The sequence below is a fragment of the Clostridium disporicum genome, from assembly GCF_001405015.1.
Lineage (GTDB): Bacteria > Bacillota > Clostridia > Clostridiales > Clostridiaceae > Clostridium > Clostridium disporicum_B.
Map to the genome: position 1 here is coordinate 27,886 of NZ_CYZX01000018.1, position 13,752 is coordinate 41,637.

Consider the following 13,752-nt stretch of genomic DNA (forward strand, 5'->3'; position numbering starts at 1 on the left):
GTACTTAAGAAAGAAGAAGGTGGAAGACATACTCCATTCTTCGATGGATACAGACCACAATTCTACTTCAGAACAACAGACGTTACAGGATCAATCAAATTACCAGATGGTATGGAAATGGTTATGCCTGGAGACCACATCGATATGAACGTTGAATTAATAACTCAAGTTGCTATGGACGAAGGTTTAAGATTCGCTATCAGAGAAGGTGGAAGAACTGTAGGTTCAGGAGTTGTTACATCTATAATCGAATAATTTCAATTATAAATGTATAACTTTTAAAATTAAAAGATTAATTTCTTACAAATATATAAGCGCTAAAAAAGTCATGACAATTGAAAAGAATAAGGGGACGCCCTTATTCTTTTTTTTATTTAAAAAAAAAATTTTTATGGATGATAATGTTTAACATGTGAAGTTTAGGGGAAGATTAAAAAAGATAATCTAAAAAAGGCTAAAATTACATCTAAATAACTATTGATTAAAATTAAAAATCATTATAGAATATTAATTGCAAATTGAGAAAAAACACAGAAATTATTTACTTTAAAATCCAATAATGACGATGAAAAAACAATAAAAAAAGTCTTGATAAAGATATGTAAACATAGTATAATAAAGAAGTTGTGTAATATGACGCGATGAATCAAGAGGTTGTCGGACTTCCGGGTTATTCTTGAGGAGCAAGTTAGGATCTAGAATCCAACGACAGTGATTAGTTTTACGTTTCATATATATGAAACACCAGGAACAGTTTACAGAACTATCGCTGTTGTGCGTTAGAAGTAAAGCGTACATGAAAAGGAGGGAAACCAGAATGTCAAAACAAAAAATAAGAATCAGATTAAAGGCTTTTGATCACACAATATTAGATCAATCAGCTGAAAAAATCGTTGAAACAGCAAAGACTACAGGTGCAAAGGTTGTAGGTCCAGTACCACTACCAACTGAGAAAGATGTAATAACAATCTTAAGAGCTGTTCACAAGTACAAAGATTCAAGAGAACAATTCGAAATCAGAACACACAAGAGATTAATCGACATCGTTAATCCATCACCAAAGACTGTTGATGCTTTAATGAGATTAAACTTACCAGCTGGTGTGGATATCGAAATAAAGCTATAATTAATATTTAAACGAAAAGTTGAACGGTTATGATTGCTAAGCAATCCGCTAATACGTTTAGGAGGTGTAAATACATGAAAAAAGCTATAATCGGTAAGAAAATAGGTATGACTCAAATATTCGACGAGAATGGAAAAGTTGTTCCTGTAACTGTAGTAGAAGCTGGCCCATGTGTTGTTGTTCAAAAGAAGACTATCGAAAAGGATGGTTATGAAGCAATACAAGTAGGTTTCGGTGAAATAAGAGAAAAGTTAGTGAATAAACCAGTTAAAGGTCATTTCGCTAAAGCAGGAGTTTCTTTAAGAAGAACTTTAAAAGAATTTAGATTAGATAACGCTAACGAATACGAAGTTGGTCAAGAAATAAAGGCTGACATATTCACTGCTGGTGAAAAAGTTGACGTTTCTGGAGTTTCTAAAGGTAAGGGATTCCAAGGTGTTATCAAGAGATGGAATGCTAACAGAGGACCAATGTCACACGGTTCTAAGTTCCACAGAGCAGTAGGTTCAATGGGAGCTTCATCAGATCCATCAAAAACATTCAAGAACAAGCAAATGCCAGGACATATGGGTGCTGTTAACACTACAGTAATGAACTTAGAAGTAGTTAGAGTTATCCCAGAAAAGAACTTAATACTAGTTAAGGGTGGTATCCCTGGTGCAAATAAGAGCACAGTAGTAATAAGAAACGCAGTTAAAGCTTAATTCTGTAGAAAGGAGGAAATAGGATGCCTACAGTAGGATTATTTAACAAAGAAGCAAAGCAAGTTGGAGATATCCAATTAAATGATAAAGTATTCGCAGTAGAAGTGAATGAAGCTGCAATGCATCAAGTAGTTGTTGCATTATTAGCTAACAAGAGACAAGGAACTCAATCAGCTAAAACTAGAGCTGAGGTTAGAGGAGGCGGAATCAAGCCTTGGAGACAAAAGGGAACTGGTAGAGCAAGACAAGGTTCAATCAGAGCACCACAATGGATCAAAGGTGGAGTTGTATTCGCACCAAAGCCAAGAGATTACAGAATGTCAATACCAAAGAGCATGAAAAGAGTTGCTATGGTATCAGCATTAACTAGCAAGGTTCAAAACAACGAAATGGTAGTTTTAGAAAGCTTAGATTTCGAAGCACCAAAGACAAAGCAAGTTGTTGAAATGTTAAAAGCTTTCGAAGCTAAGAAGACATTAATCATCACTGCTGAATCTAACGAAAATGTTTATAAATCTGCTAGAAATATTGAGGGGGTAGCAGTATTACCTGTTAACAACATCAATGTTTATGATTTATTAAAGTATCCAACAGTAATGGTAACTAAGGATGCCGTAACAAAGATTGAGGAGGTGTACGCATAATGAAGTTAACAAGCCACGATATAATAAGAAAGCCTGTTATAACTGAAAAATCTATGACTGCTATGGCAGAAAAGAAGTACACTTTCATAGTTCACATGAATGCTAACAAAGTTCAAATAAAAAGAGCTTGTGAAGAAATTTTCGGCGTTAAAGTTGAAAAAGTTCAAACAATCAGAACTATGGGAAAAACTAAGAGAATGGGCGTACATGTTGGTAAGAGAGCTGACCAAAAGAAAGCTATCGTTACTTTAGCTCAAGACAGCAAAGCTATTGAATTCTTTGAAGGAATGCAATAATTTTAAAAAAGCGTAGTATTGGCGACAAAGCCAGAGAAGCTTAAAGAAGGAGGGAATTAGCATGGCAGTTAAAAAGTTTAGACCTACTACACCATCAAGAAGAGAAATGACTATGGCTACTTTTGAAGAAATAACTACAAATAGCCCAGAGAAATCACTTCTTGTTTCTTTAAAGAAAACTGGTGGTAGAAATGCTCAAGGTAAAATAACTGTAAGACACCACGGTGGTGGAGCTAAGAGAAAATACAGAATAATAGATTTCAAGAGAAACAAGGATGGTATTCCAGCAAGAGTTGCTACTATAGAATACGATCCAAACAGAACAGCTTACATTGCGTTAGTTGTATATGCTGATGGAGAAAAGAGATACATACTTGCTCCAGTAGGATTAAAGGTTGGAGATACAGTAGTATCTGGACCAGAAGCAGATATCAAACCAGGTAACTGTTTACAATTAAAGCACATGCCAGTTGGTACAGTAATTCACAACATCGAATTACAGGCTGGTAAAGGTGGTCAAATGGTAAGATCAGCTGGTACTTCAGCTCAATTAATGGCTAAGGAAGGCGATTACGCTACATTAAGATTACCATCAGGTGAAATGAGATATGTAAGAATCGAATGTAGAGCTACAATCGGAACAGTTTCTAACACTACTAACGATATCATCAACATTGGTAAAGCAGGTAGAAAGAGACACATGGGATGGAGACCTACAGTTAGAGGTTCTGTAATGAACCCTTGCGATCACCCTCATGGTGGTGGTGAAGGTAGATCACCAATCGGTAGACCAAGTCCAGTTACTCCTTGGGGTAAACCAGCTCTTGGATACAAGACTAGAAAGAATAAGAAGTATTCTGATAGATTTATAATTAAGAGAAGAAATAGCAAATAATTGAAGAGAATTTTAATTCTCTTCGAGGTTTGCTAAGCCTAGAGATTATGAAGGGAGGCAAAAATAGTGAGTAGATCAATTAAAAAAGGGCCTTTCGTACACGAAGGACTTTTAAAGAAAATAGAAGAAATGAACGCTAATGGTGAGAAAAAAGTTGTTAAGACTTGGTCAAGAAGTTCAACAATTTTCCCACAAATGATCGGTCATACAATCGCTGTTCACGATGGAAGAAAGCACGTTCCAGTTTATGTTTCAGAGGATATGGTTGGACATAAGTTAGGAGAATTCGTTCTTACTAGAACTTATAAAGGACACGATTACGACGAGAAAGCATCAAGAAAGAGAAAGTAATCTCAGAAAGGAGGAACATAAATGGAAGCTAGAGCTATAGCTAAATACGTTAGAATATCTCCAATGAAAGTAGGAGTTGTTCTTGATTTAATAAGAGGAAAGAGTGTTAACGAAGCTTTCGCTATATTACAATATACTCCAAAGGATGCTGCAGTTGTTATAAACAAAGTTTTAAAATCAGCTGTTGCAAACGCAGAGAACAATCATGACTTAAACGTTGAAAACTTATATGTTGCAGAAACATTCGTAGGTGCTGGTCCAACATTAAAGAGATTCAGACCAATGGATCACGGTAAAGCATTCAGAATCAACAAGAGAACAAGTCATATTACAGTAGTAGTTAAAGAAAGAGCTTAATAAAGAAGGAGGGAAACAATAGTGGGTCAAAAAGTACATCCTCACGGACTTAGAGTAGGAGTTATCAAGGGTTGGGATGCAAAATGGTACGCTGACAAGAAGACTTTTGCAGACAACTTAATCGAAGATAACAAAATAAGAGAATTCGTAAAGAAGGAACTTTTCTCAGCTGGTATCTCTAAGATAGAAATCGAAAGAGCTGCTAAGAGAGTTAAGTTAAATATATATACTGCTAAACCAGGTGTTGTTATCGGTAAAGGTGGAGCAGGAATCGAAGCTTTAAAAGCTAAGGTTGCAAAATTAGTAAACGGAAAGAACATCTTAATCAACATCGTTGAAGTTAAGAATGCAGAAGCTAATGCTCAATTAGTAGCTGAAAATATAGCTGCTCAATTAGAAAAGAGAGTATCTTTCAGAAGAGCTATGAAGCAAAGCATCCAAAGAGCTATGAAATTAGGAGCTAAGGGTGTTAAAACTGCTTGTTCAGGAAGATTAGGCGGAGCTGAAATCGCTAGAACTGAACAATATCATGAAGGAACAATTCCACTACAAACATTAAGAGCTGATATCGATTATGGATTTGCTGAAGCAGATACAACATACGGAAAAATCGGAGTTAAAGTTTGGGTTTATAATGGAGAAGTTCTTCCAACTAAAAAAGTTGAAAAGAAGGAAGAAGTTAACGCATAAGAAAGGAGGAATAAGTCATGTTAATGCCTAAAAGAGTAAAGCATCGTAAGGTACAACGTGGTAGAATGAAAGGTAAGGCAACTAGAGGTAATTTCCTTGCATACGGAGATTTCGGTATACAAGCGCAAACTTGTGGTTGGATTACAAGCAATCAAATTGAATCTGCCAGAATTGCTATAAATAGATACATTAGAAGAGGTGGAAAACTTTGGATAAAAGTATTCCCAGATAAGCCAGTTACTGAAAAACCAGCTGAAACAAGAATGGGTTCTGGTAAAGGTTCACCAGAATACTGGGTAGCTGTAGTTAAACCTGGTAGAGTATTATTTGAATTATCAGGAGTTAACGAAGAAGTTGCAAGAGAAGCAATGAGACTTGCATCACACAAACTTCCTGTAAAGTGTAAGTTCGTTACAAGAAGAGATTTTGAGGAAATGGGTGGTGAAGAATAATGAAGGCTAGAGAGTTAAAAGAATTAAGAGCAAATAATCCTCAAGATTTAAAGGTTAAATTAAACGACCTTAAAGCTGAATTATTCAATTTAAGATTCCAATTAGCTACAGGTCAATTAGAAAATCCTATGAGAATAAAAGAAGTGAAAAAATCTATAGCCCAAATCAAAACCATCATAAGAGAAGAAGAGATCAGGGCATTTGAACAGTAAATCTGGAAGGAGGTAGCCCCTAATGGAAAGAGGATTAAGAAAAAAGAGAATCGGTAGAGTTGTTTCTGATAAAATGGAAAAAACTATCGTTGTTGCTGTTGAAACTAAAGTAAGACATCCACTTTACGGGAAAACAGTAAACAGAACTACTAAATTTAAAGCTCATGATGAAAATAATGAAGCAAAAATTAATGATAGAGTATTAATAATGGAAACTAGACCATTATCTAAAGATAAGAGATGGAGACTTGTTGAAATAGTTGAAAGAGCTAAATAAGCTTTAAAGACTGAAAGGAGGGTAAAATTCAATGATACAACAACAAACCTTACTAAAGGTAGCAGATAACTCAGGTGCAAAAGAAATCATGTGTATCAGAGTTTTAGGCGGATCAAAAAGAAAGTTCGGTAACATTGGAGATATAATAGTTGCTAGCGTTAAAAGTGCAACACCAGGCGGAGTTGTTAAAAAAGGTGACGTTGTAAAAGCTGTTATAGTTAGATCAGTAAGAGGATTAAGAAGAGCTGACGGTTCATACATCAAATTTGATGAAAACGCAGCAGTTATAATAAAAGACGACAAGCAACCAAGAGGAACTCGTATATTCGGGCCTGTTGCTAGGGAGCTAAGAGATAAAGAATTCAATAAAATATTATCATTAGCACCAGAAGTTCTATAATAAGGAGGTGGCTAATTTGAAGTTACACGTTAGAAAGAACGACACAGTAGTAGTTATTTCTGGTAAAGATGCTGGAAAGACTGGTGAAGTTTTAAAAGTATATCCAAAGACAGGAAAGGTTCTTGTTCAAGGAGTTAACATAGTAAAGAAACACCAAAAGCCAACAAGAGCAAACGCTCAAGGTGGTATAATAGAAAAAGAGGGAGCTATATTCAGCTCAAAAGTTATGTTATACTGCACAAAATGCAAAAATGCTACAAGAATTAGCAACAAAATCTTAGAAGATGGTACTAAGGTTAGAACTTGTAAGAAGTGCGGAGAAACATTCTAGAATTTGAAAGGAGGTACTTATAATGACACCAAGACTTCAAGAAAAGTACAAAAATGAAGTAGTTCAAGCGATGATTGAAAAGTTCGGATATAAAAATATTATGGAAGTTCCAAAGCTTGAAAAAATAGTTATAAACATGGGAGTTGGAGAGGCTAAAGATAACCAAAAGGTTTTAGAATCAGCTGTTGCAGATTTAACTTTAATCACTGGTCAAAAGCCAATCTTAACTAGAGCGAAGAAATCAGTTGCAAACTTTAAGATAAGAGAAAACATGGCATTAGGATGCAAAGTAACATTAAGAGGAACTAAAATGTTTGAATTTGCTGACAAACTAGTGTCAATAGCCCTTCCAAGAGTTAGAGACTTCAGAGGAGTTTCAGATAAGGCTTTCGATGGAAGAGGAAACTATTCATTAGGAATTAAAGAGCAATTAATATTCCCAGAAATAGAATACGATAAAATCGATAAAGTTAGAGGAATGGATATAATCTTCGTTACTAGTGCAAAAACTGACGAAGAAGCAAGAGAATTATTAAGATTCCTTGGAATGCCATTCGCTCAAAAATAAGGAGGGAAAACTGTGGCACGTAAAGCTATTATTGAAAAGTGGAGCAAAACACCTAAATACACTACAAGAGCTTATACAAGATGCAGAATATGTGGAAGACCACATGCAGTACTAAGAAAATTTGGTATTTGTCGTATATGCTTTAGAGAACTTGCTTACAAGGGTGAAATCCCAGGATGTAGAAAAGCAAGTTGGTAGACTTGAACCAGTGAAAGGAGGCAAATTAAATGGTTATGACAGATCCTATCGCAGATTTACTAACTCGTATTAGAAATGCAAATTCTGTGAGACACGAAGTTGTAGAAGTACCTTCTTCAAATGTAAAGAAGGCTGTTGCAAATATATTATTACAAGAGGGATACATCAAAAATATTGAAGAATATAATGATGGTGTAGTTCCAATGATGAGAATAGCTCTTAAATATGGCTCAAACAAAGAAAGAGTTATAACTGGTATAAAGAGAATATCTAAACCAGGTTTAAGAGTTTACTGTAAGAAAGACGAAGTTCCAAGAGTTCTTAACGGACTAGGAGTTGCTGTTATATCAACTTCAAAAGGAATAGTAGTTGATAGAGAAGCTAGAAAAATGGGATTAGGCGGAGAAGTTCTTTGCTACGTTTGGTAGTTTCTAAACTAAAAAGAGAAATTAACTAGATTAACATATATATCTAACAAGTAAAATAGGAGGTGCGATTATGTCAAGAGTAGGTAGATTACCAATAGCTATCCCTACTGGTGTAACTGTAACTGTTGCTGAAGGTAACGTAGTTACTGTTAAAGGACCAAAAGGTGAATTAGTTAAAACTATGGCTAAAGACATTAATATTGCAGTTGAAGACAACCAAGTTGTTGTAACTAGACCTAGCGATGTAAAAGAGCACAGAGCTCTTCATGGATTAACTAGAGCATTAATCAACAACATGATTATAGGAGTTGAAAAGGGATTCCAAAAAACTCTAGAATTAGTTGGTGTTGGTTACAGAGCTCAATTACAAGGTAAAAACTTAGTAATGAACTTAGGATTCTCACATCCAGTTGAAATAAAAGCAGTTGAAGGGATAACTTTCGAAACTCCATCAGCTACTAAAGTTGTTATATCAGGTATAGATAAGCAAGTAGTTGGAGCTGTTGCAGCTGATATAAGAAAATGGAGAAAACCAGAACCATATAAGGGTAAAGGTATTAAGTTTGAAGGTGAAGTTATCAGACGTAAAGAAGGTAAGACTGGTAAGAAATAATAGAAAGGAGTGGACCGTATGTTTAAAAAGGTAGACAAAAATTCAAATAGAGTAAAGCGTCACCTTAGAGTACGTAAGAAAGTTTCTGGTACTCCTGAAAGACCAAGACTTTCAGTATATAGAAGTGAAAAGAATATATACGCTCAAATAATAGATGATGTAAATGCTGTTACTTTAGTATCTGCTTCAACTTTAGATAAGGATTTAAACTTAAAAGTTGGTGGAAACAAAGAAGCTGCAAAGCTTGTTGGTGAATTAATCGCTAAGAGAGCTGTAGATAAGGGTATAACTGAAGTTGTATTTGACAGAGGTGGATACGTATATCACGGAAGAGTTCAAGTATTAGCAGATAGCGCTAGAGAAGCAGGCTTAAAATTCTAATAAAACAAGGAGGGAAATCAATGAGAATCGATCCTAGCACACTAGACCTTAAGGAAAAGGTTGTTTTTATAAACAGAGTTACTAAGGTTGTTAAGGGTGGTAGAAACTTCAGATTCAGCGCTTTAGTTGTTGTTGGTGACGAAAACGGACACGTAGGCGTAGGAATGGGTAAGTCAATCGAAATCCCAGAAGCAATTAAAAAAGGTATCGAAGACGCTAAGAAAAACATGGTTAGCGTTGCTATAGTTGGAACAACAGTTCCTCATGAAATATATGGTAAATTTGGAACTGGTAAAGTTCTAATAATGCCAGCTAAAGAAGGTACAGGAGTTATCGCTGGAGGTCCAGCAAGAGCTGTCCTTGAATTAGCAGGATTAAAGGACGTTAGAGCTAAGTCTTTAGGTTCAAACAATCCAAGAAACATGGTAAATGCTACAATCAATGGTTTAGCAAGCTTAAGAACAGCTGAAGATATAGCTAAGTTAAGAGGCAAAACTGTTGAGGAAATTTTAGGTTAGGAGGTATAAGCAATGGCAAAGATAAAGGTTACTTTAGTTAAGAGCTTAATCGGAAGAAAGAAAGACCATATCGCTACTGCAAATGCCCTTGGTCTAAGAAAAATCAACAAGACTGTAGAGCATGAGGATACTCCTCAAATCAGAGGTATGATCAACAAAGTTGACTACTTATTAAAAGTAGAAGAAGTATAAGAACGAGGAGGTGCACTAAGATATGAAACTTCATGAATTAAAACCAGCAGCTGGAAGCAGAAAAGCTCCTAAAAGAGTTGGTAGAGGTACTGGTTCAGGTTTAGGAAGAAACGCTGGTAAAGGTGAAAAAGGACAAAACGCTAGATCAGGTGGTGGAGTAAGACCTGGTTTTGAAGGTGGTCAAATGCCTTTATACAGAAGACTTCCTAAGAGAGGATTCACAAATATCTTCGCTAAAAAGTACGTTTCTATCAACGTTGATAGATTAAACATATTTGAAAATGGTACAGAAGTAACTCCTGAATTATTATTAGAAACTAGAGTAATATCTAAGGTTCTAGACGGAGTTAAGATATTAGGTAACGGAACTATAGAAAAAAGCTTAACTGTTAAGGGATGCAAATTCTCTAAACAAGCGGCAGAGAAAATCGAAGCAGCCGGAGGAAAAGTTGAGGTGATTTAATATGCTATCAACCCTACGTAATGCCTGGAAGGTTCCCGAATTAAGAAAGAAATTTTTATGGACGATATTTTTAGTAGCAATTTTCAGGATAGGGATACATATTCCTGTTCCTGGGATTGACACATCATATTTGACACAAGTAACTGAATCTGGAGGATTATTAAGTTTTTATAACTTAATATCAGGAGGAGCTTTAAAAAACTTTAGCATATTTGCTTTAGCAGTTTCTCCATATATTAATGCTTCAATCATAGTGCAATTACTAACAATTGCAATTCCTTCATTAGAACAACTTTCTAAAGAAGGTGAAGAAGGTAGAAAGAAGATACAAAGTATTACAAGATACTTATCAATAGGAATAGGATTCGTTTTAGCAATGGGAATATTCACTATGATATCTTCTCAAGGAGCTGCTACAGGATTAAATACAGCTGAAAAAGCAGTAGTATTAATTTCTTTAGTAGTTGGTTCTACATTCTGTATGTGGCTTGGAGACCAAATAACTCAAAGAGGATTCGGTAACGGGGTATCAATATTAATATTTGTCAATATCGTATCTCAATTACCAATGACTTTAATGTCATTATTTACATTAAAGGAAGCTGGTCAAGTAGGAATAGTAGAAATTACCATATTCTTAGTAGCTGTAGTTGCACTACTAGCAATAAGTATTTTCTTCTCATTAGCAGAGAGAAGAGTGCCTGTTCAATATGCTGGTAAAGCTGTTGGAAGCAAGGTTATGAAAGGTCAATCTACACATATTCCACTAAGTATAATAGGATCAGCGGTTATTGCTATAATCTTTGCAATGTCAGTAATGATGTTCCCTGAGACAATAGCTAATTTCTTCCCTGGTAAGAGTTGGTCAACATGGATTTTACATAGTCCATATAGTATATTCAATAAAGAAACATGGATGTACCCAGTATTCTATGCTGCGTTCACTATATTCTTTACTTGGTTCTATACTCAAATCACTTTTAAACCAGATGAAATGGCTGAAAATCTTCATAAATCTGCAGGATTTATTCCAGGTGTTAGACCAGGAGCTCCAACAGAGAAGTATTTTGAAAAGTTACTTACTAAAGTATCTTTAATCGGAGGAGTATTTGCAGCGGTTTTAGCAGTATTACCAACAATAGTTAATAATTATACAGCATTCAAAGGAATTCAATTCGGTGGAACATCTGTATTAATTTTAATCGGAGTTGGATTAGATTTTTCTAGACAACTTGATTCACAATTAGTAATGAGACACTATCAAGGATTCTTAAAATAGATTAATAATGGAGATGATGCCCGTGAAGATAGTATTATTAGGTCCTCCTGGGGCTGGAAAAGGAACACAGGCAAAATCAATTAGTAATAGATATTCTATACCACATATTTCTACTGGGGATATCTTTAGAAAGAATATTTCTGAAGGAACCCCTCTAGGAATAGAAGCAAAGAGTTACATGGATAAAGGTCAGTTAGTTCCAGATGAAGTAACTATTAATATGGTTAAGGATAGACTTACTTGGGAAGACTGTAAAAATGGATATCTATTAGATGGTTTTCCAAGAACTGTTGCTCAAGCTGAAGCCCTAGAAGGATTTTTAGCAGATAGAAATGAAAAGTTAGATACAGCTCTTTCAATAGAAGTACCTAGCAGTTTCATTCTTGAAAGAATGACAGGAAGAAGAGTATGTCCATCATGTGGAGCTAGTTATCATGTAAAATTCAATCCACCTACTAAAGATGGTGTGTGCGACGTTTGCGGAAGTGATATAGTACAAAGAAAAGATGATACTGAAGAGACAGTTAGTGAAAGACTAGAGGTCTACGAAAGACAAACACAACCACTGATTGATTTTTATAATAATAAAAACTTATTATCAACAGTAGATGGAACTAAAGCTATAAACGAAGTTTTTGAAAGTATCTGTAGCATATTAGGAAGTGTTAATTAATGATAATTATTAAGACTGAAAAAGAAATTGACCTAATGAGACAGGCAGGAAAAATCGTTGCTGAAACTTTATTACTTGTTGAAAAAGAGGTTAAACCAGGAGTAACTACTGCTGAACTGGATAGAATAGCAGAAGAATTTATAACTAAGCATGGGGCAAAACCTTCATTTAAAGGGCTCTATGGATTTCCTGCTTCACTATGTATATCAGTTAATGAGCAAGTAGTTCATGGAATACCAGGAGGTTATGTATTAAAAGAAGGAGATATTATCAGCGTTGACTGTGGAGCAGAAATAAATGGCTTCCATGGTGATGCAGCAAGAACTTTTGCTGTTGGTGAAATTTCTGAAGAAGCAAGAAGGCTTATAACTGTAACTGAAGAATCATTCTTCAAGGGAGTTGAAGCTGCTATCGTTGGAAACAGACTATCTGATATTTCTCATAATATACAGAATCATATAGAGGCTAATGGTTTTTCAGTTGTAAGAGATTTCGTAGGTCATGGAATAGGAAAGACAGTTCATGAAGATCCTGAAGTTCCTAACTTTGGTAGACCTGGCCGTGGTCCCAAGTTAGTTGCTGGTATGGCACTAGCTATAGAGCCTATGGTTAACATGGGAACATATAGAGTGAAAACCGCAGGTGATGACTGGACAGTTGTTACTGCAGATAAGAGCTTATCAGCTCACTACGAAAACACTGTTGTAATTTTACCAGATGGGCCGGAAATATTGACACTAATTAAATAAGTGTTGCTTAGTTATAAATTCGCATGATACCAAAAGGTGGCTTGTAGATTTATGACTAAGGTAATCATCGAGGTGAAAAATTTGCAAAACAATGACTTAATTGGAAAAGTTGTTCTTTCAACATGTGGAAGAGATAAGGATCATTATTATGTTATTGTTAAAAAATTAAATGATGATTATTACCTTCTTAGTAACGGAAGGACTAAAACTATTCAGATGCCGAAGAAGAAAAAACTAAAACATTTTATTGTTTTAGAAGATGTAAATGATGAGATTAAAGCATCAATTATATCTCAACATAGAGGTGCTGATTTAAAGATTAAAAAATTTCTAAAAGAAAAAGGCATTGTTAAGGAGGGTTGATTACCTTATGTCAAAAGATGATGTAATAGAAATGCAAGGTGTAGTTTTAGAAGCTTTACCTAATGCAATGTTCCAAGTTGAGTTAGAGAGTGGTCATAAGATTCTAGCTCATATCTCAGGAAAGTTAAGAATGAACTTCATAAGAATTCTACCTGGAGATAAGGTTACTATAGAACTTTCTCCATATGACCTAACAAGAGGAAGAATTACTTGGAGAGCTAAATAAATTAAACCAATTAATTGGTTTACCATAAATAACAAGGAGGGTTAGCGATGAAAGTAAGACCATCAGTTAAGCCTATTTGCGAAAAGTGCAAGATTATAAGAAGAAAAGGAAAAGTAATGGTTATCTGTGAAAATCCAAAGCACAAGCAAAAACAAGGCTAATATAATTAAGTATTAGACATATGTATTTACAAATATTAATATATTGACTTTTTACTGAAATTTCAATATTATTATATAGGCGTTAAATTAGATGAAAATAGTTTTTAGGTACGGCTGACAATAGGAATTTTCCTATTGACCTAAAAATTTATTATAAATAAAACAAGCAAATATAAATGCATTTCAATTATCAGGAGGTGTAAAT

28 protein-coding genes are annotated in these 13,752 nt (G+C 34.9%); all 28 read left to right on the forward strand.

What is annotated here, in order from left to right; all coding sequences use genetic code 11:
- Positions 1 to 255, forward strand: a 255-nt coding sequence (locus tag ARA56_RS16970) for an EF-Tu C-terminal domain-related protein (protein ID WP_479723137.1), incomplete at its 5' end; no start/stop codon positions are given.
- 562 nt (positions 256 to 817) lie between these two features.
- The gene (rpsJ, locus tag ARA56_RS12055) at positions 818 to 1,126 is read left to right on the forward strand and encodes a 30S ribosomal protein S10 (RefSeq protein ID WP_032117023.1); all 309 of its coding nucleotides are present in this window, start codon (positions 818 to 820) and stop codon (positions 1,124 to 1,126) included.
- Between the two features lie 74 nt (positions 1,127 to 1,200).
- The gene (gene rplC, locus ARA56_RS12060) at positions 1,201 to 1,830 is read left to right on the forward strand and encodes a 50S ribosomal protein L3 (RefSeq protein WP_055267033.1); all 630 of its coding nucleotides are present in this window, start codon (positions 1,201 to 1,203) and stop codon (positions 1,828 to 1,830) included.
- A gap of 23 nt (positions 1,831 to 1,853) precedes the next feature.
- Positions 1,854 to 2,474, forward strand: a complete 621-nt coding sequence (gene rplD / locus ARA56_RS12065) for a 50S ribosomal protein L4 (protein ID WP_055267034.1) — start codon at positions 1,854 to 1,856, stop codon at positions 2,472 to 2,474.
- Entirely contained in the window at positions 2,474 to 2,770 is a 297-nt protein-coding gene (gene rplW, locus ARA56_RS12070; protein WP_032117026.1) for a 50S ribosomal protein L23, read from the forward strand. Before rplD ends, rplW begins: the two co-directional genes overlap by 1 nt.
- 61 nt (positions 2,771 to 2,831) lie before the next feature.
- A complete protein-coding gene (gene rplB, locus ARA56_RS12075; RefSeq protein ID WP_055267036.1) occupies positions 2,832 to 3,665 on the forward strand; it encodes a 50S ribosomal protein L2 in 834 nt (277 codons plus the stop codon).
- 66 nt (positions 3,666 to 3,731) lie between these two features.
- Entirely contained in the window at positions 3,732 to 4,016 is a 285-nt protein-coding gene (gene rpsS / locus ARA56_RS12080; RefSeq protein WP_032117028.1) for a 30S ribosomal protein S19, read from the forward strand.
- A 21-nt stretch (positions 4,017 to 4,037) separates the two neighbouring features.
- Complete coding sequence (rplV, locus tag ARA56_RS12085; RefSeq protein ID WP_055267038.1) at positions 4,038 to 4,373, forward strand: 50S ribosomal protein L22; 336 nt, start codon at positions 4,038 to 4,040, stop codon at positions 4,371 to 4,373.
- 21 nt (positions 4,374 to 4,394) lie between these two features.
- Entirely contained in the window at positions 4,395 to 5,063 is a 669-nt protein-coding gene (gene rpsC, locus ARA56_RS12090; RefSeq protein ID WP_055267040.1) for a 30S ribosomal protein S3, read from the forward strand.
- Between the two features lie 17 nt (positions 5,064 to 5,080).
- Entirely contained in the window at positions 5,081 to 5,515 is a 435-nt protein-coding gene (gene rplP, locus ARA56_RS12095; protein ID WP_040419026.1) for a 50S ribosomal protein L16, read from the forward strand.
- Complete coding sequence (gene rpmC, locus ARA56_RS12100) at positions 5,515 to 5,727, forward strand: 50S ribosomal protein L29 (RefSeq protein WP_032117032.1); 213 nt, start codon at positions 5,515 to 5,517, stop codon at positions 5,725 to 5,727. The genes rplP and rpmC overlap by 1 nt, the downstream gene beginning before the upstream one ends.
- A gap of 22 nt (positions 5,728 to 5,749) precedes the next feature.
- The gene (rpsQ, locus tag ARA56_RS12105) at positions 5,750 to 6,004 is read left to right on the forward strand and encodes a 30S ribosomal protein S17 (protein ID WP_055267042.1); all 255 of its coding nucleotides are present in this window, start codon (positions 5,750 to 5,752) and stop codon (positions 6,002 to 6,004) included.
- Between the two features lie 31 nt (positions 6,005 to 6,035).
- A complete protein-coding gene (rplN, locus tag ARA56_RS12110) occupies positions 6,036 to 6,404 on the forward strand; it encodes a 50S ribosomal protein L14 (RefSeq protein ID WP_021876949.1) in 369 nt (122 codons plus the stop codon).
- A gap of 16 nt (positions 6,405 to 6,420) precedes the next feature.
- Entirely contained in the window at positions 6,421 to 6,735 is a 315-nt protein-coding gene (gene rplX, locus ARA56_RS12115; RefSeq protein ID WP_055267043.1) for a 50S ribosomal protein L24, read from the forward strand.
- A 22-nt stretch (positions 6,736 to 6,757) separates the two neighbouring features.
- Positions 6,758 to 7,303, forward strand: a complete 546-nt coding sequence (gene rplE / locus ARA56_RS12120) for a 50S ribosomal protein L5 (protein ID WP_055267044.1) — start codon at positions 6,758 to 6,760, stop codon at positions 7,301 to 7,303.
- A gap of 12 nt (positions 7,304 to 7,315) precedes the next feature.
- Positions 7,316 to 7,501 (forward strand): type Z 30S ribosomal protein S14, encoded by a 186-nt coding sequence (locus tag ARA56_RS12125; RefSeq protein WP_032117036.1) that lies wholly within the window; start codon positions 7,316 to 7,318, stop codon positions 7,499 to 7,501.
- A 29-nt stretch (positions 7,502 to 7,530) separates the two neighbouring features.
- Positions 7,531 to 7,929 (forward strand): 30S ribosomal protein S8, encoded by a 399-nt coding sequence (gene rpsH, locus ARA56_RS12130; protein ID WP_055267047.1) that lies wholly within the window; start codon positions 7,531 to 7,533, stop codon positions 7,927 to 7,929.
- Positions 7,930 to 7,999: 70 nt separating this feature from the next.
- Positions 8,000 to 8,542 carry a 50S ribosomal protein L6 gene (gene rplF, locus ARA56_RS12135; RefSeq protein WP_055267048.1) on the forward strand — a complete coding sequence of 181 codons (543 nt, stop codon included), beginning with the start codon at positions 8,000 to 8,002 and terminating at the stop codon, positions 8,540 to 8,542.
- A gap of 18 nt (positions 8,543 to 8,560) precedes the next feature.
- On the forward strand, positions 8,561 to 8,923 hold the full coding sequence (gene rplR, locus ARA56_RS12140) for a 50S ribosomal protein L18 (protein WP_032117039.1): 363 nt from the start codon (positions 8,561 to 8,563) through the stop codon (positions 8,921 to 8,923).
- A gap of 20 nt (positions 8,924 to 8,943) precedes the next feature.
- Entirely contained in the window at positions 8,944 to 9,441 is a 498-nt protein-coding gene (gene rpsE, locus ARA56_RS12145; RefSeq protein WP_032117040.1) for a 30S ribosomal protein S5, read from the forward strand.
- 12 nt (positions 9,442 to 9,453) lie between these two features.
- Positions 9,454 to 9,633: a 50S ribosomal protein L30 gene (gene rpmD, locus ARA56_RS12150; protein WP_005212077.1), complete on the forward strand. Its 180-nt coding sequence runs from the start codon at positions 9,454 to 9,456 to the stop codon at positions 9,631 to 9,633.
- A gap of 22 nt (positions 9,634 to 9,655) precedes the next feature.
- Positions 9,656 to 10,096 carry a 50S ribosomal protein L15 gene (gene rplO, locus ARA56_RS12155; protein ID WP_055267050.1) on the forward strand — a complete coding sequence of 147 codons (441 nt, stop codon included), beginning with the start codon at positions 9,656 to 9,658 and terminating at the stop codon, positions 10,094 to 10,096.
- A 1-nt stretch (position 10,097) separates the two neighbouring features.
- Complete coding sequence (gene secY / locus ARA56_RS12160) at positions 10,098 to 11,375, forward strand: preprotein translocase subunit SecY (protein ID WP_055267052.1); 1,278 nt, start codon at positions 10,098 to 10,100, stop codon at positions 11,373 to 11,375.
- 22 nt (positions 11,376 to 11,397) lie between these two features.
- Positions 11,398 to 12,048 (forward strand): adenylate kinase, encoded by a 651-nt coding sequence (locus ARA56_RS12165; RefSeq protein ID WP_055267054.1) that lies wholly within the window; start codon positions 11,398 to 11,400, stop codon positions 12,046 to 12,048.
- Positions 12,048 to 12,797, forward strand: coding sequence for a type I methionyl aminopeptidase (gene map, locus ARA56_RS12170; RefSeq protein WP_055267056.1), 750 nt, complete (start codon positions 12,048 to 12,050; stop codon positions 12,795 to 12,797). Before ARA56_RS12165 ends, map begins: the two co-directional genes overlap by 1 nt.
- A 51-nt stretch (positions 12,798 to 12,848) precedes the next feature.
- A complete protein-coding gene (locus tag ARA56_RS12175; RefSeq protein ID WP_055267058.1) occupies positions 12,849 to 13,160 on the forward strand; it encodes a KOW domain-containing RNA-binding protein in 312 nt (103 codons plus the stop codon).
- A 7-nt stretch (positions 13,161 to 13,167) separates the two neighbouring features.
- Positions 13,168 to 13,386 (forward strand): translation initiation factor IF-1, encoded by a 219-nt coding sequence (gene infA, locus ARA56_RS12180; protein WP_005212092.1) that lies wholly within the window; start codon positions 13,168 to 13,170, stop codon positions 13,384 to 13,386.
- Positions 13,387 to 13,433: 47 nt separating this feature from the next.
- Complete coding sequence (rpmJ, locus tag ARA56_RS12185; RefSeq protein ID WP_016205879.1) at positions 13,434 to 13,547, forward strand: 50S ribosomal protein L36; 114 nt, start codon at positions 13,434 to 13,436, stop codon at positions 13,545 to 13,547.
- The last annotated feature ends 205 nt before the right edge of the window (positions 13,548 to 13,752 follow it).